This window comes from Kineothrix sp. IPX-CK, assembly GCF_039134705.1.
GTDB classification, from domain to species: Bacteria; Bacillota; Clostridia; order Lachnospirales; family Lachnospiraceae; genus Kineothrix; species Kineothrix sedimenti.
Window position 1 is genome coordinate 3,333,729 of sequence record NZ_CP146256.1, and the last position, 20,313, is coordinate 3,354,041.

General features: G+C 41.5%; 19 protein-coding genes and 2 pseudogenes. 1 reads left to right on the top strand and 20 read right to left on the bottom strand.

Annotation, left to right across the window (positions count from 1 at the left end; genetic code table 11):
* Position 1 precedes the first annotated feature (1 nt).
* The 6 genes from V6984_RS15935 to V6984_RS15960 all read right to left on the bottom strand — a co-directional run bounded on the left by V6984_RS15935 (position 2) and on the right by V6984_RS15960 (position 6,645).
* Positions 2–865 (bottom strand): ABC transporter ATP-binding protein, encoded by an 864-nt coding sequence (locus tag V6984_RS15935; protein WP_342756596.1) that lies wholly within the window; start codon positions 863–865, stop codon positions 2–4.
* 18 nt (positions 866–883) lie between these two features.
* Complete coding sequence (locus V6984_RS15940; RefSeq protein ID WP_342756597.1) at positions 884–1,753, bottom strand: energy-coupling factor transporter transmembrane component T; 870 nt, start codon at positions 1,751–1,753, stop codon at positions 884–886.
* 110 nt (positions 1,754–1,863) lie between these two features.
* Positions 1,864–2,463, bottom strand: coding sequence for a hypothetical protein (locus V6984_RS15945; protein ID WP_342756598.1), 600 nt, complete (start codon positions 2,461–2,463; stop codon positions 1,864–1,866).
* Between the two features lie 60 nt (positions 2,464–2,523).
* Positions 2,524–3,207 (bottom strand): aspartate/glutamate racemase family protein, encoded by a 684-nt coding sequence (locus V6984_RS15950; protein ID WP_342756599.1) that lies wholly within the window; start codon positions 3,205–3,207, stop codon positions 2,524–2,526.
* Between the two features lie 5 nt (positions 3,208–3,212).
* On the bottom strand, positions 3,213–4,613 hold the full coding sequence (hydA, locus tag V6984_RS15955) for a dihydropyrimidinase (protein WP_342756600.1): 1,401 nt from the start codon (positions 4,611–4,613) through the stop codon (positions 3,213–3,215).
* A 538-nt stretch (positions 4,614–5,151) separates the two neighbouring features.
* Complete coding sequence (locus tag V6984_RS15960; protein WP_342756601.1) at positions 5,152–6,645, bottom strand: diguanylate cyclase domain-containing protein; 1,494 nt, start codon at positions 6,643–6,645, stop codon at positions 5,152–5,154.
* Between the two features lie 400 nt (positions 6,646–7,045).
* Between V6984_RS15960 and V6984_RS15965 the strand changes: the two genes are divergently transcribed.
* Positions 7,046–8,326, top strand: a complete 1,281-nt coding sequence (locus tag V6984_RS15965; protein WP_342756602.1) for a PQQ-dependent sugar dehydrogenase — start codon at positions 7,046–7,048, stop codon at positions 8,324–8,326.
* An 87-nt stretch (positions 8,327–8,413) separates the two neighbouring features.
* On the opposite strand, the gene V6984_RS15970 is transcribed toward V6984_RS15965, so the two are convergent.
* The 14 genes and pseudogenes from V6984_RS15970 to V6984_RS16035 all read right to left on the bottom strand — a co-directional run bounded on the left by V6984_RS15970 (position 8,414) and on the right by V6984_RS16035 (position 20,313).
* A complete protein-coding gene (locus tag V6984_RS15970; protein ID WP_342756603.1) occupies positions 8,414–9,130 on the bottom strand; it encodes an EcsC family protein in 717 nt (238 codons plus the stop codon).
* A gap of 20 nt (positions 9,131–9,150) precedes the next feature.
* The gene (locus V6984_RS15975; protein WP_342756604.1) at positions 9,151–9,369 is read right to left on the bottom strand and encodes a hypothetical protein; all 219 of its coding nucleotides are present in this window, start codon (positions 9,367–9,369) and stop codon (positions 9,151–9,153) included.
* The gene (locus V6984_RS15980; protein WP_342756605.1) at positions 9,369–9,809 is read right to left on the bottom strand and encodes a hypothetical protein; all 441 of its coding nucleotides are present in this window, start codon (positions 9,807–9,809) and stop codon (positions 9,369–9,371) included. The genes V6984_RS15975 and V6984_RS15980 overlap by 1 nt, the downstream gene beginning before the upstream one ends.
* Positions 9,810–9,947: 138 nt before the next feature.
* Positions 9,948–12,491 carry an ABC transporter permease gene (locus V6984_RS15985; RefSeq protein ID WP_342756606.1) on the bottom strand — a complete coding sequence of 848 codons (2,544 nt, stop codon included), beginning with the start codon at positions 12,489–12,491 and terminating at the stop codon, positions 9,948–9,950.
* Entirely contained in the window at positions 12,488–13,174 is a 687-nt protein-coding gene (locus V6984_RS15990) for an ABC transporter ATP-binding protein (protein ID WP_342756607.1), read from the bottom strand. Before V6984_RS15990 ends, V6984_RS15985 begins: the two co-directional genes overlap by 4 nt.
* A gap of 163 nt (positions 13,175–13,337) precedes the next feature.
* Entirely contained in the window at positions 13,338–14,327 is a 990-nt protein-coding gene (locus V6984_RS15995; protein WP_342756608.1) for a HAMP domain-containing sensor histidine kinase, read from the bottom strand.
* Entirely contained in the window at positions 14,314–15,000 is a 687-nt protein-coding gene (locus tag V6984_RS16000; RefSeq protein ID WP_342756609.1) for a response regulator transcription factor, read from the bottom strand. The genes V6984_RS15995 and V6984_RS16000 overlap by 14 nt, the downstream gene beginning before the upstream one ends.
* A 199-nt stretch (positions 15,001–15,199) precedes the next feature.
* Complete coding sequence (locus V6984_RS16005) at positions 15,200–16,408, bottom strand: M28 family metallopeptidase (protein ID WP_342756610.1); 1,209 nt, start codon at positions 16,406–16,408, stop codon at positions 15,200–15,202.
* 107 nt (positions 16,409–16,515) lie between these two features.
* Positions 16,516–17,265, bottom strand: coding sequence for a MerR family transcriptional regulator (locus V6984_RS16010; RefSeq protein WP_342756611.1), 750 nt, complete (start codon positions 17,263–17,265; stop codon positions 16,516–16,518).
* A 51-nt stretch (positions 17,266–17,316) separates the two neighbouring features.
* On the bottom strand, positions 17,317–17,694 hold the full coding sequence (locus V6984_RS16015; protein WP_342756612.1) for a hypothetical protein: 378 nt from the start codon (positions 17,692–17,694) through the stop codon (positions 17,317–17,319).
* Positions 17,687–18,030: pseudogene (locus tag V6984_RS16020) on the bottom strand (response regulator transcription factor); the annotation flags it as partial. The gene V6984_RS16015 and the pseudogene V6984_RS16020, both read right to left, overlap by 8 nt.
* Before the next feature lie 196 nt (positions 18,031–18,226).
* Positions 18,227–18,619, bottom strand: a complete 393-nt coding sequence (locus V6984_RS16025; RefSeq protein ID WP_342756613.1) for a VOC family protein — start codon at positions 18,617–18,619, stop codon at positions 18,227–18,229.
* A gap of 134 nt (positions 18,620–18,753) precedes the next feature.
* A pseudogene (locus V6984_RS16030) lies at positions 18,754–19,149 on the bottom strand (flavin reductase); the annotation flags it as partial.
* A gap of 396 nt (positions 19,150–19,545) precedes the next feature.
* Positions 19,546–20,313 carry an ATP-binding protein gene (locus V6984_RS16035; RefSeq protein WP_306720410.1) on the bottom strand — a complete coding sequence of 256 codons (768 nt, stop codon included), beginning with the start codon at positions 20,311–20,313 and terminating at the stop codon, positions 19,546–19,548.

Below are 20,313 nucleotides of genomic sequence, written 5' to 3' on the forward strand. Positions count from 1 at the left end.
ATTAATTAACCGCCTTTCTTCCTGACAGCAGCTCTTTGATTTCCACCGCAATCTCTTCCAGCTTTACCGGTCCTGTTTTATCGATTCCCAATTTATCGTAGAGATAATATAGCATTTCAATGGATTCCGGTACCTTTAGGCTATTTTCCTTCAATAATTCCACGTCCTTAAAGAAATCCTTTGTTTCCATATGCCGGATTATTTTTCCTTCTTTCATCAGAATGACCTCATCCGAAAGCTCTGCAATTTTTTCTATATTATGTTCTATTACTACTACCGTAATATTTAACTTATTTTTAATTTCCTGCAAAATATCAAATACTTCGTCCTTTGATTTCGGATCTAACATAGAGGTAGGCTCGTCTAAGATAATCATCTTTGGTTTCGTTGCCAATACAGCAGCTATAGCCACACGCTGCTTCTGTCCTCCCGACAAGTCAAAAGGAGGCTTTTCCAGCAAGTCATCCAAATGACAAAGCTTGCTGACCCATAAAATTCTTTCTTCGATTTCCTTTACCGCCACCCCGATATTCTCAAGGCCAAAGGCTATTTCTTCTTCCACGCTCATGGTGGTAAACTGTGCATCCGGGTCCGAAAAAACCATACCCGCACTTTCTGAAATCACACGGGAATCACAGTCCTTTACCGATTCCCCGTACAAAAGCACATTTCCCTTATAAATACCAGTGGTACTGTTTGGAATAATCCCTTTTATGCAGGATACCAGTGTTGTCTTTCCTGCTTCATTGGAACCTACAATTCCTAAAAATATATTTTCTTTTATGGTCAGATTCAGGTGGTCAAATATGTATTCCTCCGCGCCGTCATATTTCCAGCATAAATCAGTAATTTCAATTGCATTCATGTTTTTTCCTCCGGTCCCTTATAAAATATTGCCAAACCATATATTCAGAATTGAGTTTTTAAGCTCAAAGGCATTAATGGATATCTTCAAAATGACTGCTCCGGCAAAAAAACATATTGCAGCAAAGGATACCACACTGTCTAACGCAGATTTTTTAAATTTGGTCCGTAAGTAATCCGGCCTTTTCATCCCTTTATAAGTTCCCTTGATTTCCGTTCCTTTGGCATAGAGTCCGGTACTGATATCTTCCGAACGACGGATAGCCAGTGTAAAAAGCGGGATCATATACATCGGGAAATGGCTTACCTTGGTAAGAAATTTTTCATTTTCCATATCAAGTCCTCTGGCTCTTTCCGCTTCCTTTACAATTCCATAATCCTCTAAGAACATACCCGCAGACCGCAGGGTCAGTCCCAAAAAGTAAGACACCGCAAACGGAACACGAAGGCATCGAAGCCCTACTAAAATATCTCTTTCCCTATTTGTTGAAAAGAAGAAAATTGAAGCGAGCAATAAGGTGATAATACGAACGTATACCATAACTGCCCACATAATGGAAAAAAGGTACAGCTTGAATCCAAAGAAAACAATAGGAATTTCACCGCTCATTTTGGTAGGAAATACTATATAAGAAAAAGTAATAAAACAAGCTACCAAAATCATCATAGGAACGTAAATCTTTAACTGACGCATATCAATGCGGGAAAACTTAAATAAACAAAGTGTTCCAATTAAAAGAATCAGGTTAACCTCCGGCATCTGAATTAAAAGCGGTACAAAACTCATAACCAGATATAAAATAATCCTGGTTACCGGATGCAACAAATAGATAGGGGATTGAATAGGCACATAACCTAATACTGTTTTTCTCATATTTTCATGTTTCATAATAATGTCCTTCCATGCCGCAATAAATATTTTTATCATTTTAATAATTTTTTCTTATAATTGTGGGCAGCATAATCTGCTGCCCCACACTAAAGAAGTGTTCCTTAGACTTATGCCCACAAGCCTTTGCAGAAAGTTTTTGTTTTCATTACAAGCGGTGACAAGAATTTTAACATAATAACACCCAAAATTGCTGATGCTACTGTGTTGCCGAGGAACCATCCAAGGAAATTTAACGGAACTCCTGCCGGAGTAATAATACCAAACAGCAGTAATACAAGATTCCCTTCTGCTGCGCCTATCATATTCGCAACCAGAGTACCTAAGATCAAGAATACCGCATAATCTTTTCCCGATTTTAAACGGGGATCACAATTCAGTTTACGGAAGAAATATCCTGCAAATGCTGCCTGTGCCAGATTGCCGGGTATATACGCAATGGATATTGGCAATGCTGCAGAACCCGATATTGCATTGGATATCATCGGAAATACAACTCCGGCTATCGCTCCCCACCCACCATACCAGATACTTCCTACGGATTGAATTGCCTGTCCCGGCCAAAAAGCTGATACCGGTCCGATAGACACCGCTAAGCTGCCAAAGGTACCGACTACAATACCCACTCCTGTAAATAATGCCATCATAACGTAGTGGGATAAACCAGGTTTTCTTACTTCGCCTTCTTCAAGTTTCCAAATGCTTTTCATATGTGCGCCTCCTAAGTATAATAATATTTATTGCCTCGCATGTACTGCGTTGTGGCCTGTTTAGAAATAAAGTCCTGAATTTGATATGCCGTCCCCGTCTTCAAGCAGGGAAAGCAGTGTAGATACACCCGAGATAACCGGATCTATCACAGATATGCCTGTTTTCTCCATAATTGTATTTTTGGAGACCGTTGTCATACCGGCACACCCGTATATGACGACTTCCGCCTGTTTTTCTTTGGCTTTTTCGATTAAAGCCAAAAGCTTTCCTTCCAGAGCTGTTTGATCGGATAAGAATTCTTCTATGGGCATTCCCAGTGTTAAGGTTCCTGCATTTCTTGACTGCAGACCATAGCCGTCTATAAGCGATTCCATCATAGGCTGCGCCTTTTTACTGGCTGCCAGCACACTAAAGCGGTATCCTAACAACAATGCTCTTGAAAATGCAGCCTCTGCTATTCCGACTACAGGAACCGGTGACAGTTCCTTTAATGCAAACAGACAAGGGTCTCCAAAACAGGCAAGCAGAATGCCGTTGTAAGCTGTGAGGTCATTTTCTTGAAAGTATTTTATAAGTTCTGCTCCTGCCAGTGTATAATCGGTAAAGCTTTCCAAAACATTAGGGGAACGGGGCATTCTGATTACTTCGATATCCGCATCGGTCCTTAATTCTGATACGGTAGCCTTTATATCTTCTGTCATTTTTATAGAGCTATTGGGGTTAATCAGTAAAATCTTTTTCATACCTTTCACCCTAATGTACGGTGCAGAAATTGTCCCGTACCTGGTTTTCCAAAAAATTCTCCGTCTTTTGCAATTACTTCACCTCTACGCATGGTCATAACCGGCATGCCTTTAACCTCTTTTCCTTCATATACGGAAGAATCGATTCCGTAGTGCAAGGTTTTTGCAGATAATGTCATCTTCGCATCAGGATCGATCAGTACAATATCTGCATCACTGCCCGGCTGAATAACACCCTTTTTCGGATACATTCCAAATATTTTGGCCGGATTGGTACTGGATATTTCCACTAACTGCTCTAAGCTTATCTTCCCCGCGCCCACACCATCTGTCATCAAGAGCGGCAGCCGTTCTTCCATGCCACTGACACCATTAGCAATCTTTTTGTAATCACGGATAACATTCCCCCGGGCATCTTTTTCTAAAAAGCTTGTTTTCTCCTTATCATCATATAAACAATTGTCAGAGCTTACCAGACTCAGGGTTCCTTCTGAAAGTGCATCCCATAAAGCAGCATTATCTTTTTTGTCACGCAGCGGCGGACTGCAGATATAACGAAATCCGGTATCTGCATCATCTAAAGCTTCCTTTGTAAGCTCTAAATAGTGAATACAGGTCTCTCCAATAATCGGATAGCCTTCCTTCTGTGCCCGTTTAATCGCATCAATCGACTCTGTACAGGTTACGTGGAATATATATAATTCACACCCTGCAAACTTTGCATAGTCAATAATTTTAGCCGTTGCAAGCCCTTCTACAATGGGCGGCTTGGACAAGTAATGATAGTTCCAGTCTGTTTTTCCCTGAGCCGCAAACAAATCATCATTATATTCACTAAGCGTATTATCCTCAGCGTGGACTCCCGGTCTTGCTCCCCATTTTTTCGCTTCCAGCATGACACGGACAATATCCTCATCAGGTATCATGACTCCGGCTTTTCGGTATGTAGTAAATAATTTAAGCGTAGGGCAGCCTGCTTCTACCATGCCTTTGATTTCTCCGATTATGGCATCCGTTGCCTCTACAATTTTTGCATGAATACCATAGTCAATAGCCGCGTTTGCCATCTCTTCTTTCCTATGCTCGATTTTTTGAAGGACAGAATCACCGGGCTGAGTATTGGTAAAATCAATAATAGAAGTAACTCCGCCTAAGGCTGCCGCTTTGCTGGCACTATAAAAATCAAGCGGTCCGATACAACCCATAAACGGTGCTGCAATGTGAACATGGGGATCGATCAGACCCGGTACTACGATTTTACCGGAAGCATCGATTACTTCTCTGGCTTCTCCTAAAAATTCAGATTCTCCTAATGCTGCTATTTTTTCACCTTTCACAGCAATATCCGTCCGGCAGACTCCCGTTTCTGTTACTACTGTTCCGTTTTTAATGATATAATCATGCATACTAAATCCTCTCTTCCACTTTAACTGCAAGACACAGTCCCCATATCTGTGAAACGCTTTTAGAAACTTTTTTACTGTAGGTCGTTTTTTGGTTCAAAAAAAGACAGATGAGGAATACAACCTCTCTGTCGTCTTGGAATTCTTGTTTGATTAAGCGGAGTATAACATGTCGAAAATAGACTGTCAACAAAGGATTTTGCACTTATTCTTGTACAAATCCTTTCGTTTTTTATCAATATGATAATTTTAAGATGTTACGATTCTCATTTTGATAAAACGTCAAAACAACTCTTATCAAAATGAGAATTATTTTTGATATGATTTTTTTATTATTTTTATTATTTTTATTATTTTGATTTTTTATATCTGTACATTCCAAACAGTATCAAATATATTTCAAGGGAGCTTTACAATGATATACACAGGAATTGATACTGCCAAGGATAAGCATGCCTTGAAGTCACCTGGACACTACCGTTATAACATCATATTATTAAGGAGCAAAAGGATAAAAGATATAGAAGAAATGTAAAAATACTTAAGAAATTTCCATTTTCTTGAACCATTGTTTTTCTTCATACATTTGTTTATCTGCTTTTTCAATCATCTGATCCAAATCTATATCCATACCGGTGCAGAAATAATAAAATCCATGGCTTGCCGTAATATTATAAGGGAACTCTTCTTGAAGATTTCTTTCGTTAAACTGTTTTATGATCTCTTCCCAGATATTTTCTGCCTGCTTTTTATTTTTCTTCTTAAATACTATTATAAACTCATCACCGCCTATGCGGAAAAAGATATCTTCTTCCTCCAGTCTGCTTTTAATCATACCGCATAAAGCTTGAATATAGCGGTCGCCTTCGCTGTGACCATAGGTATCATTTACGAGCTTTAAATTATTGATATCCAGAAAGCAAATCACAAATTCCAGAAATTCTTTTTTGGACTCCTCCAACAGCTCTTCCAGTTTTTTAAAGCCCATTCTTCTGTTCATAATTCCGGTCAGGGAGTCGATAGAAGCATAATGGGACAGTTCTTCCTCCGCTTTTCTGATTTCCGTTATATCCATGATACCTGTCAGAATGCACTTTTCACCGTGATAATCAATTATTTCGTAATTCGCGGTAACCCACTTGCGCCTGCCATTAAAATTATACTCTACAATCTGGTTAAAAATACTGTTCTTTTCTTTCAATCTTTCCTGAAGAGTCCATCTGCTGTCACCCATAATATAACAGTCGATACCGTTAAAACTATCCTGGCTCTCTGCTTTGATCCCCATCAGGCTGCATGCCCTTTTATTTGCTTCTATAATCGTTCCGTCTTCCCGCCTTGTAATAAATACCGGATAAGGATTTACATAAAAAAGCTTTTTAAAATTCTCTTCGTTTTCCATTAATTTATTTTTATAAAAAAATTCCGTCATCCTGTGACGGTAAAAGATAAATCCAAGCAGAAATGCAGCGCCTGCCAGAACTGTAGAATTAACCACCTTTGATAGCAGCAGACTCGTGTCATTGCAGAGGATCCCGATGCCTGCAAGGAAAATAATATGATTCGCACCAAATGCAAAAAGCATAAAAGACGGTTTCAGGGTAAAGGCAATCGCTGCAATTAATGCCAGAATAAGATAGGAATAAATATTACCGGTATATCTTTGACTATTGATAGAAGAAGCAGCACCAAAAAGAATATACAAAAATACATATATCTTTGAAGAAATATATATGATTCGATAATTCGTGTTCTTTCTCTTACCAAGCACCCGCTTGTAGAAAATCAAGAACACAACCGAGGCGACTTCACTAAACGCGTGCATCGTAATAAGGGTTATACCATATATCCTATCGGCACCATTATTTATAATTGTCCAATCCATATATACCCAAAAGATTGACAGGAAAATATTAGCCAAAGAGATCAGCCGGATTCTGTTTAGAACAAGCATGCTGTTGTATTTCTCGAACTCCTTTTGTTTTTTGCCGGAGCGACTTACTAAGAGCCTTAATCCTTCCTTTATCCATTCCATAGGTTTATTCCTTTTATTGTTAACATAACTTCCTGTCCAAGATATAATAAAAAGCATTCCTAAGCTACAAGAATGCTTTTAAAACAATGTATATTATAGCAAACAATACGTTGGGAAGCAAGATATTTTGCATGTTCCAAAGCTCTAATGCCAATTGCTGATTTATCTTCTTCATTTATAGGTATATTATAACAGGATCTGGTACTAATCAAATAATAATAATCATATTTTTAAAAGAGGCATTAGTAAATATGAGGTAACGACATTGGTACAAGTAAAAGTTGGACTACAGCCCTTAGTCGGTAATATAAATTTACCCACAGTTTTGAAAACTGCTATACTTCCGGGCGACTCAATAGAAAGATTATTTATAGCTACACAGATAGGAGAGATTTTTTGCATGGGAAACGGCGTTATCGAGACCTTCTTAGATATTCGCCCGCAGATCCTGGAGTTAGGCACTACTTCCGGCGGATACGACGAGCGCGGATTGCTGGGGCTGGCTTTTCATCCCGCATTTAATAATAACGGGCTGTTTTATATTCATTATTCAGTAGCCGGATCACAAGGCCCGGGAGCCCTTTCCCGACCCGTTACACCTGATCCGTGCGACCCTTCAACACTTAATCTTAGGTGGCTAAACAGAGAAACCCGATATGATCATATCGATACCATCGAAGAATGGATTTTTGATCCGGCCAGCCAACCGCAAAGACAGCGGACACTGCTTAATATAAGAAGGCCATTTTTGAATCATAATGGTGTCAATAGCCTGAACTTTTCACCTGAAACCGGCAAACTCGTTCTGACAACCGGAGACGGCGGATCGGGCTACGATCCATTTAATTTAAGTCAGGATGATATGGAAATCGCCGGGAAAATAATTGAAATTGATGTAGACATAGATTCCTTCAGCGATGATCCTCCCGTAGTCACACGATTTAGCGAACTTCCCTCATCTATTCAGGATACACTTACGGTCATTGCCAAAGGAGTCCGCAATATACCGGGCATTTCTTTTCAAAGGGTAAATAATCAGTATATCAAATACGTAGGAGATGTTGGGCAGGATTTAGTAGAGTCTATTTTTTCGTTTGTAGACTATAAACCGATGCCCGTTACTGATCTTATTGACTCTTCATTAACGGAAACCGAGCCGGATCAGAAAGGATTTGTCAACTTCGGCTGGAGGGGGTGGGAAGGTATATTTCCTACTGCGCTCTTAAGAAGCTGCTCTGCAAACCCGAATTTAAACGAAAAAATATTTGCTTATTATGATGAAGCAGTAGAAACTTCAGTGCAGCGCCTTCCGCCTTTAATCAGCTATTTTCATGAAGATTCCCGTCCGGACAAATTTGAAGCTTCTGCTCTCACAGGCATCCATCCCTATATGGGAAATGATATTCCTGATTTAATGGGATGTATTGTATTTACGGAGCTGGCCCGCCGTCAGGAATCTCCGCAGCCTACCAGAGGTGTCCTGGCTTATACCAGGCCAAGAACGGATTGTAAGCTTAACGATTTTAGTATTATTGAAACTGATTATGATTTCGGAGATAGATCCTCTTATTATGTTGGTTTGGGAACGGATATGAATCAGACCAGACTATTTTTGGGAGTTTACAGCTCCACGAGAGTGACCGATTATAATCAAGGTACTATTTTTGAAATTGTTCCCTGAATTTATAGCTGTAACTCAAATATCTGATAACTTAAAACAGACTGAAAAGAATGCTTTTCAGTCTGTTTTAAATGTAAAACTTCTATTTCATTCATTCCACTTCTGGCAAAGAATCCGCATTCTATAGCAATTCATGACATTCTCTTTCAGTCGGTTCATCAGCTTGTAGTTGGCGGTTCCACCCGCAACACTTCCTACGACCGGCATAAGCTGTAACAGCTTGGCGATATCCAGATAATCCCTATACTCCATCTGAAATTTTTCCCAATCCACCGGCGGATGGTCGCGCTCATCCCAGTCCTGCAATATCCGGAACACATCCAGACGATGCTCTCTGCTGGAAAAGGCAAGCTGGAAAACATACAGCAGAAACAGCCTTTCGCTTTGCTGGTCTGTATCATAGCCATATAACTTCGCGCCGTCAAACATAAATTTTATTTTTATCCCCATCAGCACCGGCAGATCGGCTAATCCCAATAAAATACCGCCTGCTCCAAACCCAATGCCCTGTGTGACAGCTGTCTTCATGTAAATCTGAAATTGCTCCTGTACCAGAAAATCCTGCTCAGCCAGTGACAGGCCGGAAGCATCTTCCTTTATTGTCAATAAATCTGATCCAAACAAAATTGTTTGTACCATTTTTTCAACCGTCGCAGTAATTGTATTCTGCATTTTTTTCGGCACCAGCTTTTGCGTTTGCTTTTGAATTCCCTTGGAGGTACGTTCAAATAATCCGGCGCTTTTAATAATGTCATCATGCCAGCGGTTCAGTTCCTTCTCAACATGCTTTTCATATAGATTCATTGGAACACCTCCTAACTTTTTCAATTAACATCCATCCTGCCGAAATTCTTAAAAAGCCCGATATATTTAATCATATCAATAACCTCCCACCAATTTGCACTTACAAAACTCTCCATCGGATATTCGCCTCCCTGATTATCGTCAAACCAATACCAACCGTTTGCATTTACATTCCATACATTATACTCTGAAAGTCTTCCGATTATTTTTTCAAGCTGCCAGTCAAGCTCTTTTGACATTATGTCCTCGTTACCCTTATAATATTTACTGTCGGGTGATTGGATAAAAGAAGAAGGTCTTCCACACCATCCGGACCATTTCGCCGGGTCTCTCTCCATACATTAGTGGATTTTAGGATACTGCAATCCTGTAACATTGCCGCCTTTTTATATATTTCAGACTTTTCATCGGCATGCCGTACGGCGAAAAATGCAAGTTCTATAGAAGTAAGCTCCAAATATGCATCCTTATTGCCGGCATCATATGTGTACCATGACGCATGAGCGTAATCGTTATTCGATGGAACGCTCCAGGGCCAGCCCTTTTCATTTAAACTTGCTGTGCTTGTGATATACTTTAAAATCCCCTGCAAAATCGGATGCTGTTTATCGTCAAAGTTAATTTCTTCTAAAATACCTATTGCAAAACCAGTAGTACCGGTGATGAATTCGGATTCCAATTGTCTGCCTCAAGCGCATGTCCAAAGCCCTCGTCTGCATTCTAATATCGGGCTCTGATAGTTACTGCTGATTATAGCATGGATTCTATATAAATATTGCAAAAAAAACGACATTTAATAATTTTTTCAGCAATACTTTCAAGTCATATCATCCCGAAGCGCATCAATGATATTTTCTTTTTTTATCTTGCTGATGGCATACAGCATTGTAATGAACACGATAAAGAGCACGCTGAACACGCTGACTGCCATACTGCCCCACGGAAAAACGAAATCGATATTGTCCGCCCCACCGACAACCATCCCCTTATAAATCAGACCCGAAAGGATTCCTGAGAGGGGCAGCCCCCAAAGCATCGTCCGCGCTCCATAAAGAGTGCATTCAAAGCGCATCATCTTATTGAAATCCCGATCGGACATTCCCACAGAACGGAGCATGGCAAATTCCCGTCTGCGCAGCTTGATATTGGTGGAAATCGTGTTGAAGACGTTGGCAACCGCAATCAGCGAAATCATCGCGATAAAAACAACCGAGAACAGATTAACAATGAATGTGATATTACGGTTTTGCTCCAGTATCTCATAGACATTGTACAGATTATAGTCGGCGGTAATGCCGGCTCCATCAATCATCCTCTGCATCTCAGTCGTAGACTGACCGGGATTTTCCGACTTGAAGGTCATGCCCAGTTTTGTAGGCTTTACAGTCGCACCTAGCGCGTCAAACTGCGGCTTTACCTCGTAGGGGGCCATCACCATAAGAGAGTATCCGGGCCACTCACCCGGCTCTGTGGGCAGCAGATCGGGGTAGTCTTTTACAAAGGTTGCACGGATCGTTTTCGTCTGGTCCCCGGTCTTGGAGCGGAGCGTAAATTCCATAGGCTGTTCCTGCGTATACCAACTCCCAGGCAGTATTCCTGCCATGATCATTTTTTTGTCCTGCCCGGTGTATTCCTCTTCGGACAGGCCGAGGCCTTCGAGCAGGTTCTGATAGACGCTGTCCTCAACAAACTGAATATCCAACTGCACTTCCACCGTTTCACTCGCCCCATCATAACCGATGGACTCGCCATACTCGTCAAAAAAATGGCTTGACAGATCACTTGTACCTAGCACGCAGGAATAGGTCGAAAGTGCCTGATAAGAGCTTTCGGTAACGCTATCGGCGGTTTTCAACTCATCATAAAGCTGTAACAGCTCACTTTCCTCCATGTCTCGCGTATAGAAACAGATGTCATATTCTTCAACTACCACAGAGGAATTCTCAGCGATCTTATACAAATAGGCTCCGAAAGAGCTTGCCGACACAAACAACACAACACTTAACGTAAGCGACAGGATAATGCTGCGGTAACGCCGCCTGTTTCTCTTAAAGTTTTTTAACGCAAGTGTCTCCTCTAAACCGTAAAGGCGTTCCGCGAGCTTTGAAGTTCTTATCGCTTTGGCTTCCACCTTGACCTCGTTTGTCTGGCGGATACACTCCATCACGGGCGCACTGGCGGCCTTCTTTGCCGGAATATAGGCCGAAATCAGAATGGTAATCATACTGATAACCGCCGCCGCAACAAGAGCAGGAACAGACACCACCAAAATCAACGGTACATTGTCATACATAACATTTGCGAAATTCTTTGCCACAAGAGAAAGCACAAGCTTGATGCTTGGTATCCCGACCAAAATACCGATCGGAATGCCGATCATACCGATACAAATCCCCTCAAACAGCACAGAATTGCGCAGCTGTTTTTCCGTGGCACCTATCGACATGAGAATTCCAAACTGGTGCGTGCGTTCATTCAATGAGATGTTGAATGAATTATAAATCAGGAACACCGAGCCGAGCATAACCAGGGCAATCAAAATGCTGCCAATCGAGTACAGAAGAACTGTAAGCATCTTTTCACCTGAAAGTCCCATAAAACGCAGTACATCATCGTTCAAAACGTAACGGTTATTGTCTGATATGCTATCTGCATAAGAATGAATCTGATATGGGTCCTTCAGCGTGATAAATACGGTAAGACTGTTCGCTGAGGCGGTATCCTCTGTTGTAATCAAAGTGTATCCGGGTGCAGCATACTCCTCGATTCCCGGCCGCCCGCAGATGCCGACGACCGTATATGTTTTCTCTGTCACGGGCACAAGCGTTTCTTCCCCGGCACAATACGAATCGTGCTGGCTGAGCTTCCGGTCGCCGCTCATGCGGTTGCCGACCGAGAGGGTGAGTGTGTCGCCCACCGAAATTTTCACGCCGCCGTTTGCCGCAATATGAGCCGGTATCACGACCTCGCTGCTGTTCTCCGGCAGTCTGCCGGAAAGCAGCTTGATGGGCAGAGCATCCAAGGCTTCCTCGTTCCATCCGGTAATAAAGAGATATGGCTTGTCGGGATTTTGTCCGCCTTCCAGTGTGGCATAGCCGATGTTCTGCAGCGCTACAGCATTTGCCACTCGGCTGTCCTCTGTCTGTTCCTGCACAAAGGAGGAATCTGCGTCCGGGATTTCAATATGCCAATCACCATATTTGGCAACGGCACCACTTATCATATAGCTTTGCAGGGACACGGCAAAGGCAGCGACTGCTGTAATCATGGCAGCGGACAGAATAACTCCGATAATCGTGACAATCGTTCGGGTCCGGCTTCTTTTCATGCTCTGCAGGGTAACTTTGTTAAAAATATTCATGGCTGCACCATCCTCTCATCCCGCGTTACTTTGCCGTCCGATATACCGATGATGCGGTCTGCCTGCAGGGCGATATTTTCGTCATGGGTGACGAGGAGAAGGGTCTGCCCATATTTCTTATTGCTTTCTTTCAGCAGCTTGATGATTTCATGTCCATTCCGGCTGTCCAAACTGCCCGTGGGTTCGTCGGCAAGCATGACCGCCGGAGCGTTCATCAAAGCGCGCCCTATGGAAACGCGCTGTTGCTGACCGCCCGAAAGCTGATTGGGTAAATGCATTTTACGGTCTTGCAGACCAAGCATTTCGAGCAGATCATTCAGCCGTTCCTCATTGACCTTCCGCTTGTCCATCAGGATAGGAAGGGTGATATTTTCCACCACATTCAGAGTGGGAATGAGGTTGTGAAACTGGTAAATCAATCCAACCTGCCGCCTGCGGAAGATGGCGAGTTTCTCATTGCTCCCCGCATATACATCCTGCCCCTCCAAATACACCTTACCGCTCGTCGGTACGTCCACACCGCCGATGATGTGAAGCAATGTAGATTTGCCCGAACCGGAGGAACCGATGATTGCAGTAAATCCTCCCTTATCGATGGTAAGCGAAACATCGTCAAGGGCGGTGACTCGATTTTCTCCCTTGCCGTAGACCTTGCATAAATTCTCGATTTTTAAAAACTCCATTATGTGAGTCTCCTTTCCTGCGCATGGTTCTGCACATCCAAGTTTTGCGCCGAGGATTACGCAGGCACAAAGCTTTTGAGGTTGAAAGTGTATTTCTTTCAACCTTTACCCATATAATAGAGCCTTCGGCTTACATCTTGGTGACTTTCCGGTGAGAGATTCGTCACTTTGGAAAACGAATAGAAAATACCGCGCCGCCCTGGGGGTGATTTCCTGCGGCAACCGACCCGTTCTGCCGTGTTATGATCATCTTGCAGAGCGAAAGCCCGATCCCGTATCCTGCCGCGTTCGGGTTTTTCCCACGATAAAACCTGTCAAACAGACAGGGGATATCTTCTTTTTCAAAGCCCGGACCGCTGTCGTGGATAACGATTCCGGCAAACAGCGGGTTGTCCTCACAAACAATCTCAATCTTCCCCTTCTCTCCTGCGCTTTCCATGCAATTTTTGAGAATATTTTGGATCGCTTCCGACAACCAGCCTGAATCGCCCTGAATAAGCATCCCTTCCGGTACATCTGTTTGCAGATCAATATCGTGCAGTTCCATCGGGATCAGGAACGGACGAAGCGCGTCGCATATCAAATTGTTCACATCTATCTGCTCGCTTTGGAACATTACAATACCCGCATCCAGGCGGGATAATTTCAGCAGGGAAGTGATCAGCCAGTCCATCCTCAAAAGCAATTCCTCCGTTTCCCGCACAAATGCTTTCCGCTCGTTTTCATCAGGGTTATTCGCCAGCAATGACAGAATGAGGTTCGCGGATGTGAGCGGAGTCCGGAGTTGGTGGGCTACGTCGGCAAGCGAATCGGCAAGATGTTCTTTTTCTTTTTTCAGCGCGTCGTTTTGCTCCCGGATGCGCAATGTCATTTTTGTTATCTCGCTTTGCAGAATGGAAAGTTCGCCCTCGTCCGATTCACCAATATACAGATGGTCGGCATTATGGAGCACAAGATCGATTTGATCCGAAATCCGGGCAATGCTTTTGTACCTGGTTTTGGTAAACGCAAAAAACGCTGCGCCAAAAGCAGCGGCAGAAGAGGCGGCAAGGATTCCCGCCGGCCTGTTGATCGCAAATCCCAATATTACAGCGGCGGCAGCCATTAAGGAGAACAAGATGGCAAACTGCCGAAACTCTTTATTCCGAAGCATACTCGTCCCCCAATCGATACCCTGTCCCGCGAACGGTCAGAATTATTTGCGGGCTTGCCGGGTCGTTCTCTATCTTCTCCCGCAAGCGTTTGATGTATACGGTCAGTGTATTATCATTGACAAACTCTCCTGCCGCGTCCCACAATTCGTCAAGGAGCCTTCCCCTTGTTATAATACTATTGGGGTTGTTAATAAACACCAGCAGCAAGCGATATTCTAATGCCGAAAGAAAAACCTCGCTGCCGTCCTTCCTCACAACGCCGCTTGCCGTATCGACATGAAGCCCGCAGATCTCAAAATCCGACCCGGAGCGCCCGCTTTTTCGCAATGCGGTTCCAATTCGCGCAATCAATTCACGGGGCCGGAAAGGCTTGGTGATATAGTCGTCAGCGCCCATATTCAGCCCGGTAACAACACTCGCTTCATCGCCGGAAGCCGTCAGAAAGATAACAGGAACATCTCCTGTCTCTTTGATTTCTGTGTAAATCGTAAAGCCGTTTCCGTCGGGAAGAGAAATATCAACAAGCGCCAGGTCAAATTTATTCCCGGCAAGCGCGGCAAGAGCATCCTTCCGCGTGGGAGCGTGAGTGACTGTAAATCCCTCCGCGCGGAGCAAAAGTATAAGATTTTTAGCGATCGCCTTATCATCCTCAACCAAGAATATCCGTTTCATTTATTTTCACCGTCCTTTACTTTACTGCTCCTATATGGTACAAGTAATCCATGCATAACATCTTTATAGCTCTATTGTATTTCTTTTGACGAAAATATACAAGCCGAGCCGGCGGTAAGCGTTTGAGGCTCCGCCTGCAGAGTAGAAACGTAAAGACCGATAATATAATAGCTTATTGGGTGTAAGTAAAAAATAAGGATTATCTGTTAATTTCAAATCTCCGTTTTTGCTCTCTTGCAGAAAGAGAATCAATAATATCAGTAAGAAGCTGTGCTGTAGGTTTAATTAATCTAAAATCAACAGTATCTAAAGTATCCATTGGGGTGTGTGTATATTCTAATGCTCCATCAAAAAAATCAGATGATGTTACAACAACACATGGAACCCCGCGAAATATAAATGGAACATGATCCCCAGCATACCATTCCTTACCTTTTGACATTTTGGGACTGTTAGCAATCAGAGTATTGGCTATTTTCTCAATAGGATTGCTCAAATTATGAAATGAGATAGCTGTCTTTGAACCTTTGTGGCACGGAGAATCTATGTTTATCATGAGCGCAATCTGTTTGCTTTCACTATCAAGAAGTTTGAGATACTCCAATTCTCCATTGGCACCATAGAATTCTTCGCTATTAAATGGAACAATATCTATATCATATACTGAGGATTTTAATGATTTAGCCGTTTTCAATAACACAGTAACCCCCGCTGCATTATCAAGTGCGCCTGGCGTATTGTACTTTGAATCCATATGTGCGGCAATAATAATTTTTCCTACTGATTTTTTCGCCTCTTTTGATGCAACGATCTGACGACTTTTTGCTTCTACTTTATAAGAATCTATTACTAAGTTTACAGGTACATTCAGACGAGAAAACTTGTCTAGTTCTTTTAGATGCTGTTCCCCAATGCTACCGGATGGAATGAGAAAATTACCGTCTTCAAAAAGCGGAAAAGGATTTTGGCCATTTAGAGTGTTTTTTCCTGTAACAGCAATAATAGCTTTGGGTGATTTCTTCTCAAGCAGTGAAATAATCGTCCTATGTTCGTCAGGATAGTAAAAGGGATAATTCTTCGGTTGCAATGGTGTTCGTGTCATATCTTCTGCAAGCACTAAGATATCGTCCTTACATTTGATGTTTTCTAACTGTTTTAATGTTTTTATAAGCTGTAGTTTGCCGCTTCCGTTAAATGGTTCTGAAAAAGGATTTGGCTCAATTGTAATACTCTGATTATCAGCATTGATAGAGGATACTCCTTTGTTCCATACCATACAATTAAATGGTAATGATTGTACGGTATATCCCATTTCACTCAAGCTCCGTTCAAGTACTTCTACCAATTCCGTATTTACTTTTGTTCCAACAGGCCGCTCCTTTGATAATAGTTTCAAAAAATCTTTCATTTAATAAATCCTCCCGCGCTTAATGTAAAGGTAAAAAAAATAACACACCTACCCTCTGCTAATAATAGCATTAAAGAAAGGGGTGGTGTGCATGTGTAAGGTTTGTTTTATAAAGTTGCTAATTCGTCAAAAATTGAAGGTATCGTTTGTGCCGCTTTGTTTAAGCGTTCTAATTCATGAATCCATCGGTCACCAACAGAAACAAGCTCCTCATATTTGGGATTGTTTAAAGCAGTTACAATTTCATTTGGATGTCCATTCTCATACATAGTAAGACTTCGCTGTATTGCGGCAACGCTAAAGCCAGCTTGTATCAACATATATATTATGCTTATTCTATCTAAATCAGTCCTGGAATAAAGTTGCTCACCCTTTTCGCCCTTTTTAACAGAAAAAATGAGCCTGTTTCGCTCCCAATTTCGCACTGCTTCCACCGTAACGGAATAACGGTCAGCTACTTCTTTGCGTGACAGGTAGTTTTTATTATCTGAATTTTTTTGCTGATTTACCGTATTTGCCCATTGATTTAATATAATAGCTGTTCTGTGCGCAATTTTAATTTCCTGTTCGATAATTCCGATATATCGTTCTGCATTTCGCCTACCAATATTCCACTCTTGTTTTGCTGATGCCCACATAACCTCATTTCCAGCATTCCGTATATTTTTATTCGTAAAGGGATAACCAAAAATACAACGGCATATTTTAATCTGCAATATGTGTAATTCTGTAAAAATTCGATAATTATTATCTGCTCTTTGAGGTATAGATATATAATTCAGGCGTTCGTAGAGGCGTATGGTGTTTGGGTGAATATGATATATCCGAGCTAATTCAATTGTTGTATACTTTTTCATGCACCCCCCCAATTCCATAAAATTATAAAACGAAAAAATCAATTATAATAATTATACATTAAAATACGAAACAAGAAAATCCGATTTATACAATTGACTCTCTACAGTTATCAAAAACTCCTTTTGCCTTTCCTCCGACACGGAATGTCCCAGCAAGGTATCGTTAATCATTTTTAGATTTGCTATGGGTGTTTTTGTTTGGTGAGAAATATCCGACACAAGGGGTTGAAGCTCTAATTTTTCCGGCTCCGATTGTTTTCTATTTTCCTGCGTGGTATGATAAAACCGCTCTAAACGATGACTGATACGAGCCAGCAGACTTTCCTCTTCTAAATTAATCTTCGGTTTTTCATTCCCATTCATCATTCCATCTAATGTACGGCATAAATCAGAAGTAAATCCAGATAGCTTCTGCTGCAGTAGATTCAATTTTCTTACGAATACGACTGATTGTCGTAGTTAGTGTATGCTCATCTACAAAATCACCGTCGATGTCTCATAGCTTTTCCAATAATTGACGCTTCGTCAGTATAATTCGGGGATTTATAATAAAAAGAAATAAGATACGGTATTCCTTGGGTGTAAAGTTCTTTGTAAGCACCGCAATCGAAAAGGGCTTTGTAATATAATCTGCACCACCGGCCTCATAGCCCTCTATCATATCTCTTTCCTAATCATTAGCAGTTAAAAATATAGGATAAGAATCCATGCCACGCTCTTTTTTTCGTGGCATAAATCAATCTCATCGCCGTCCGGAAAGTTCATGTACCACCCACCTCCATTTATGGGAATCCGTCAGCAATACATGGAGAATATCCTCCCATCTGGGCACAGGAAGCAATAGCGCCTAACGGTTTAGTGTCAAGACTCCGTGTATCCTAATAAATTACCAATTAAAGAAATCATTTCTTCATTGGTTGGTACCTTCATAAGCATTCTATTCCCTCCATGATCTCTTTTTCTATACTGCGATATACCAGTATACGCCGTACTTATCGACGACATCCGCACAACAGGAACTCCATGGAAGGGAACCCAACTCTAATAGCACCGTTCCATCCTTCGCTAACATTTCATATGCCCTTTTTACTTCTTCTTCACTCTCAAAGTTAATCCCATAACTCATAGTTGGGCGTGATCCTTCTAATGATGATGTGAGCATGATATTAACAAAGGTATCATTATGTGATTCACTGACAGCAAATATTTCTTGTCCGTTTCTAAGTAATGACGCATGCATAAATGTGCCATCCGCAAATTTCTCATGGTATCCCAGGGTTAGTCCAAAAGCTTCTGTATAAAATGCTACAGCTTCAACGGTATTTTTTATATATAAGGTTGCTCCTAGTTTCATCCAGTACACTCCTTTCATTAATCAAGTTTTATAAAGCCGGGCATATGATCTTGGCTCCAAACAAGGCTTCAAATGTATTCGCTGTACCACCGTGTTCCACGATTTTTCGGTCTATTAAGTTCCTTCCCATACTTTTAGAGGTTGTTTGAATATGGTGGGCGCCTTGTTAGGTTTTCTAATTGTTTTTTAGAATACCCAACCGAACCAATACTGGAAGACAATCGATAATAATGACCAAACGCATAGATTAGTGGATCTACAGAAAGCATATCAAGCTTCCCATATGATGTATCCACAATTTTATCATCAACCAGTATATTTTTAACTTCTCCAATGTATATGCATCCGTCACCAGTACTTTTTAAATCCTTAAGCACGCATTCGTATACCCATGGTGATTCTTCCGAAATGGGAACGTTTAAAACCTTACAGTTTGTATATATGGCCCCTATATCTTCACATTTGTTCCTTTCATATCCTAATGTATTACCAAAGTAATCTGCTATGTACATCATTCTGGCGGTAACAAGGTTTGCAGAAAAAACTTTATTTTTCTCAGTAAGATCACGTACAAGTTTTTGCCTCTTGAAGCGAACATCAACATTGGTGGATTAATCGAGCAGAATGTTATAAATGTAATTAAAGTAAAATTTGGAGCGGCATCATCTTTAAAAGTGCCGATCAAGTAGGATGGCTGAGGGAAAAAACCTCTCTGCGGTGTCAACGAATGCTTTTACATGAATTTGCTCCTTTTATAATTTATTTTTCAATTGAATTTTGTTTTTATAATAAAACTGCAATTTATGTATAAATTATCCTTAAAATATGAGTGCCTTAAAACAATTTTGCATATTCCAGCCAAACAGCATAACCGTCCCGAAGGGACGGCATGCTATTCCGCTTCAAACTGCACGTTGTAGATTTTGTTACTTTCTCATGTCTCTTCCATTGCACTCAAGGCGGTACGCCTTAGATGTCATCCTGCTTAAGCAGGCATCCGCATAGGTGTTATCTTTGAAGAGGTCCCACCACTTGATGACGGGAAGCTGAGATACAATCATTGTTGCCTTTTTACAATCTCTTGTTTCAATGATTTCAAAGAGGTCACGGCACTTATCCATGCTTAGTTCCATAAGACCGAAATCATCAATTACCAGCAAGTCATAAGCTGCCATCTGATTTGTATAATCGTAGGCATGACCAAGTTGACGTGCCTTTTCACTTTCTAGAAGAAGTGCATTGGCTCTGATATATTTTACTGTTCGTAGCTGTTGTAAAGCGGTAATGCATAGTGCATTCGCGATATAAGTTTTGCCTGCCCCAGCGCTACCAGTAATCAATAGATTTTTAGGTTCGTCAATCCATTCACATTTTTGTAGTAACTCAATGGTGTGAGTATCCAGCATACGATCTGATTCGTAAAGACCAGAATCAAAGTCTGCAGTCGGATATTTCAAGGACGCTTTCTTAAGTAGCTTGTTGAACTTTGTGTTCTGACGCTGATCCCATTCATAGTGAATAATCTCAGATATACGGGTATGAAAGTCCTCGAGTGCCGTGTTGGGGTTAAGGAACTGCTTCTCCAATGCCTCCGACATGTGGGACAGGCGGAGTTTAAATAGTTTGTCCAATAACAGATTTTCATCAGTGCTTAGCTTGTCATTGTATGTATAGTTTTTTTGTGTATAAGCCAT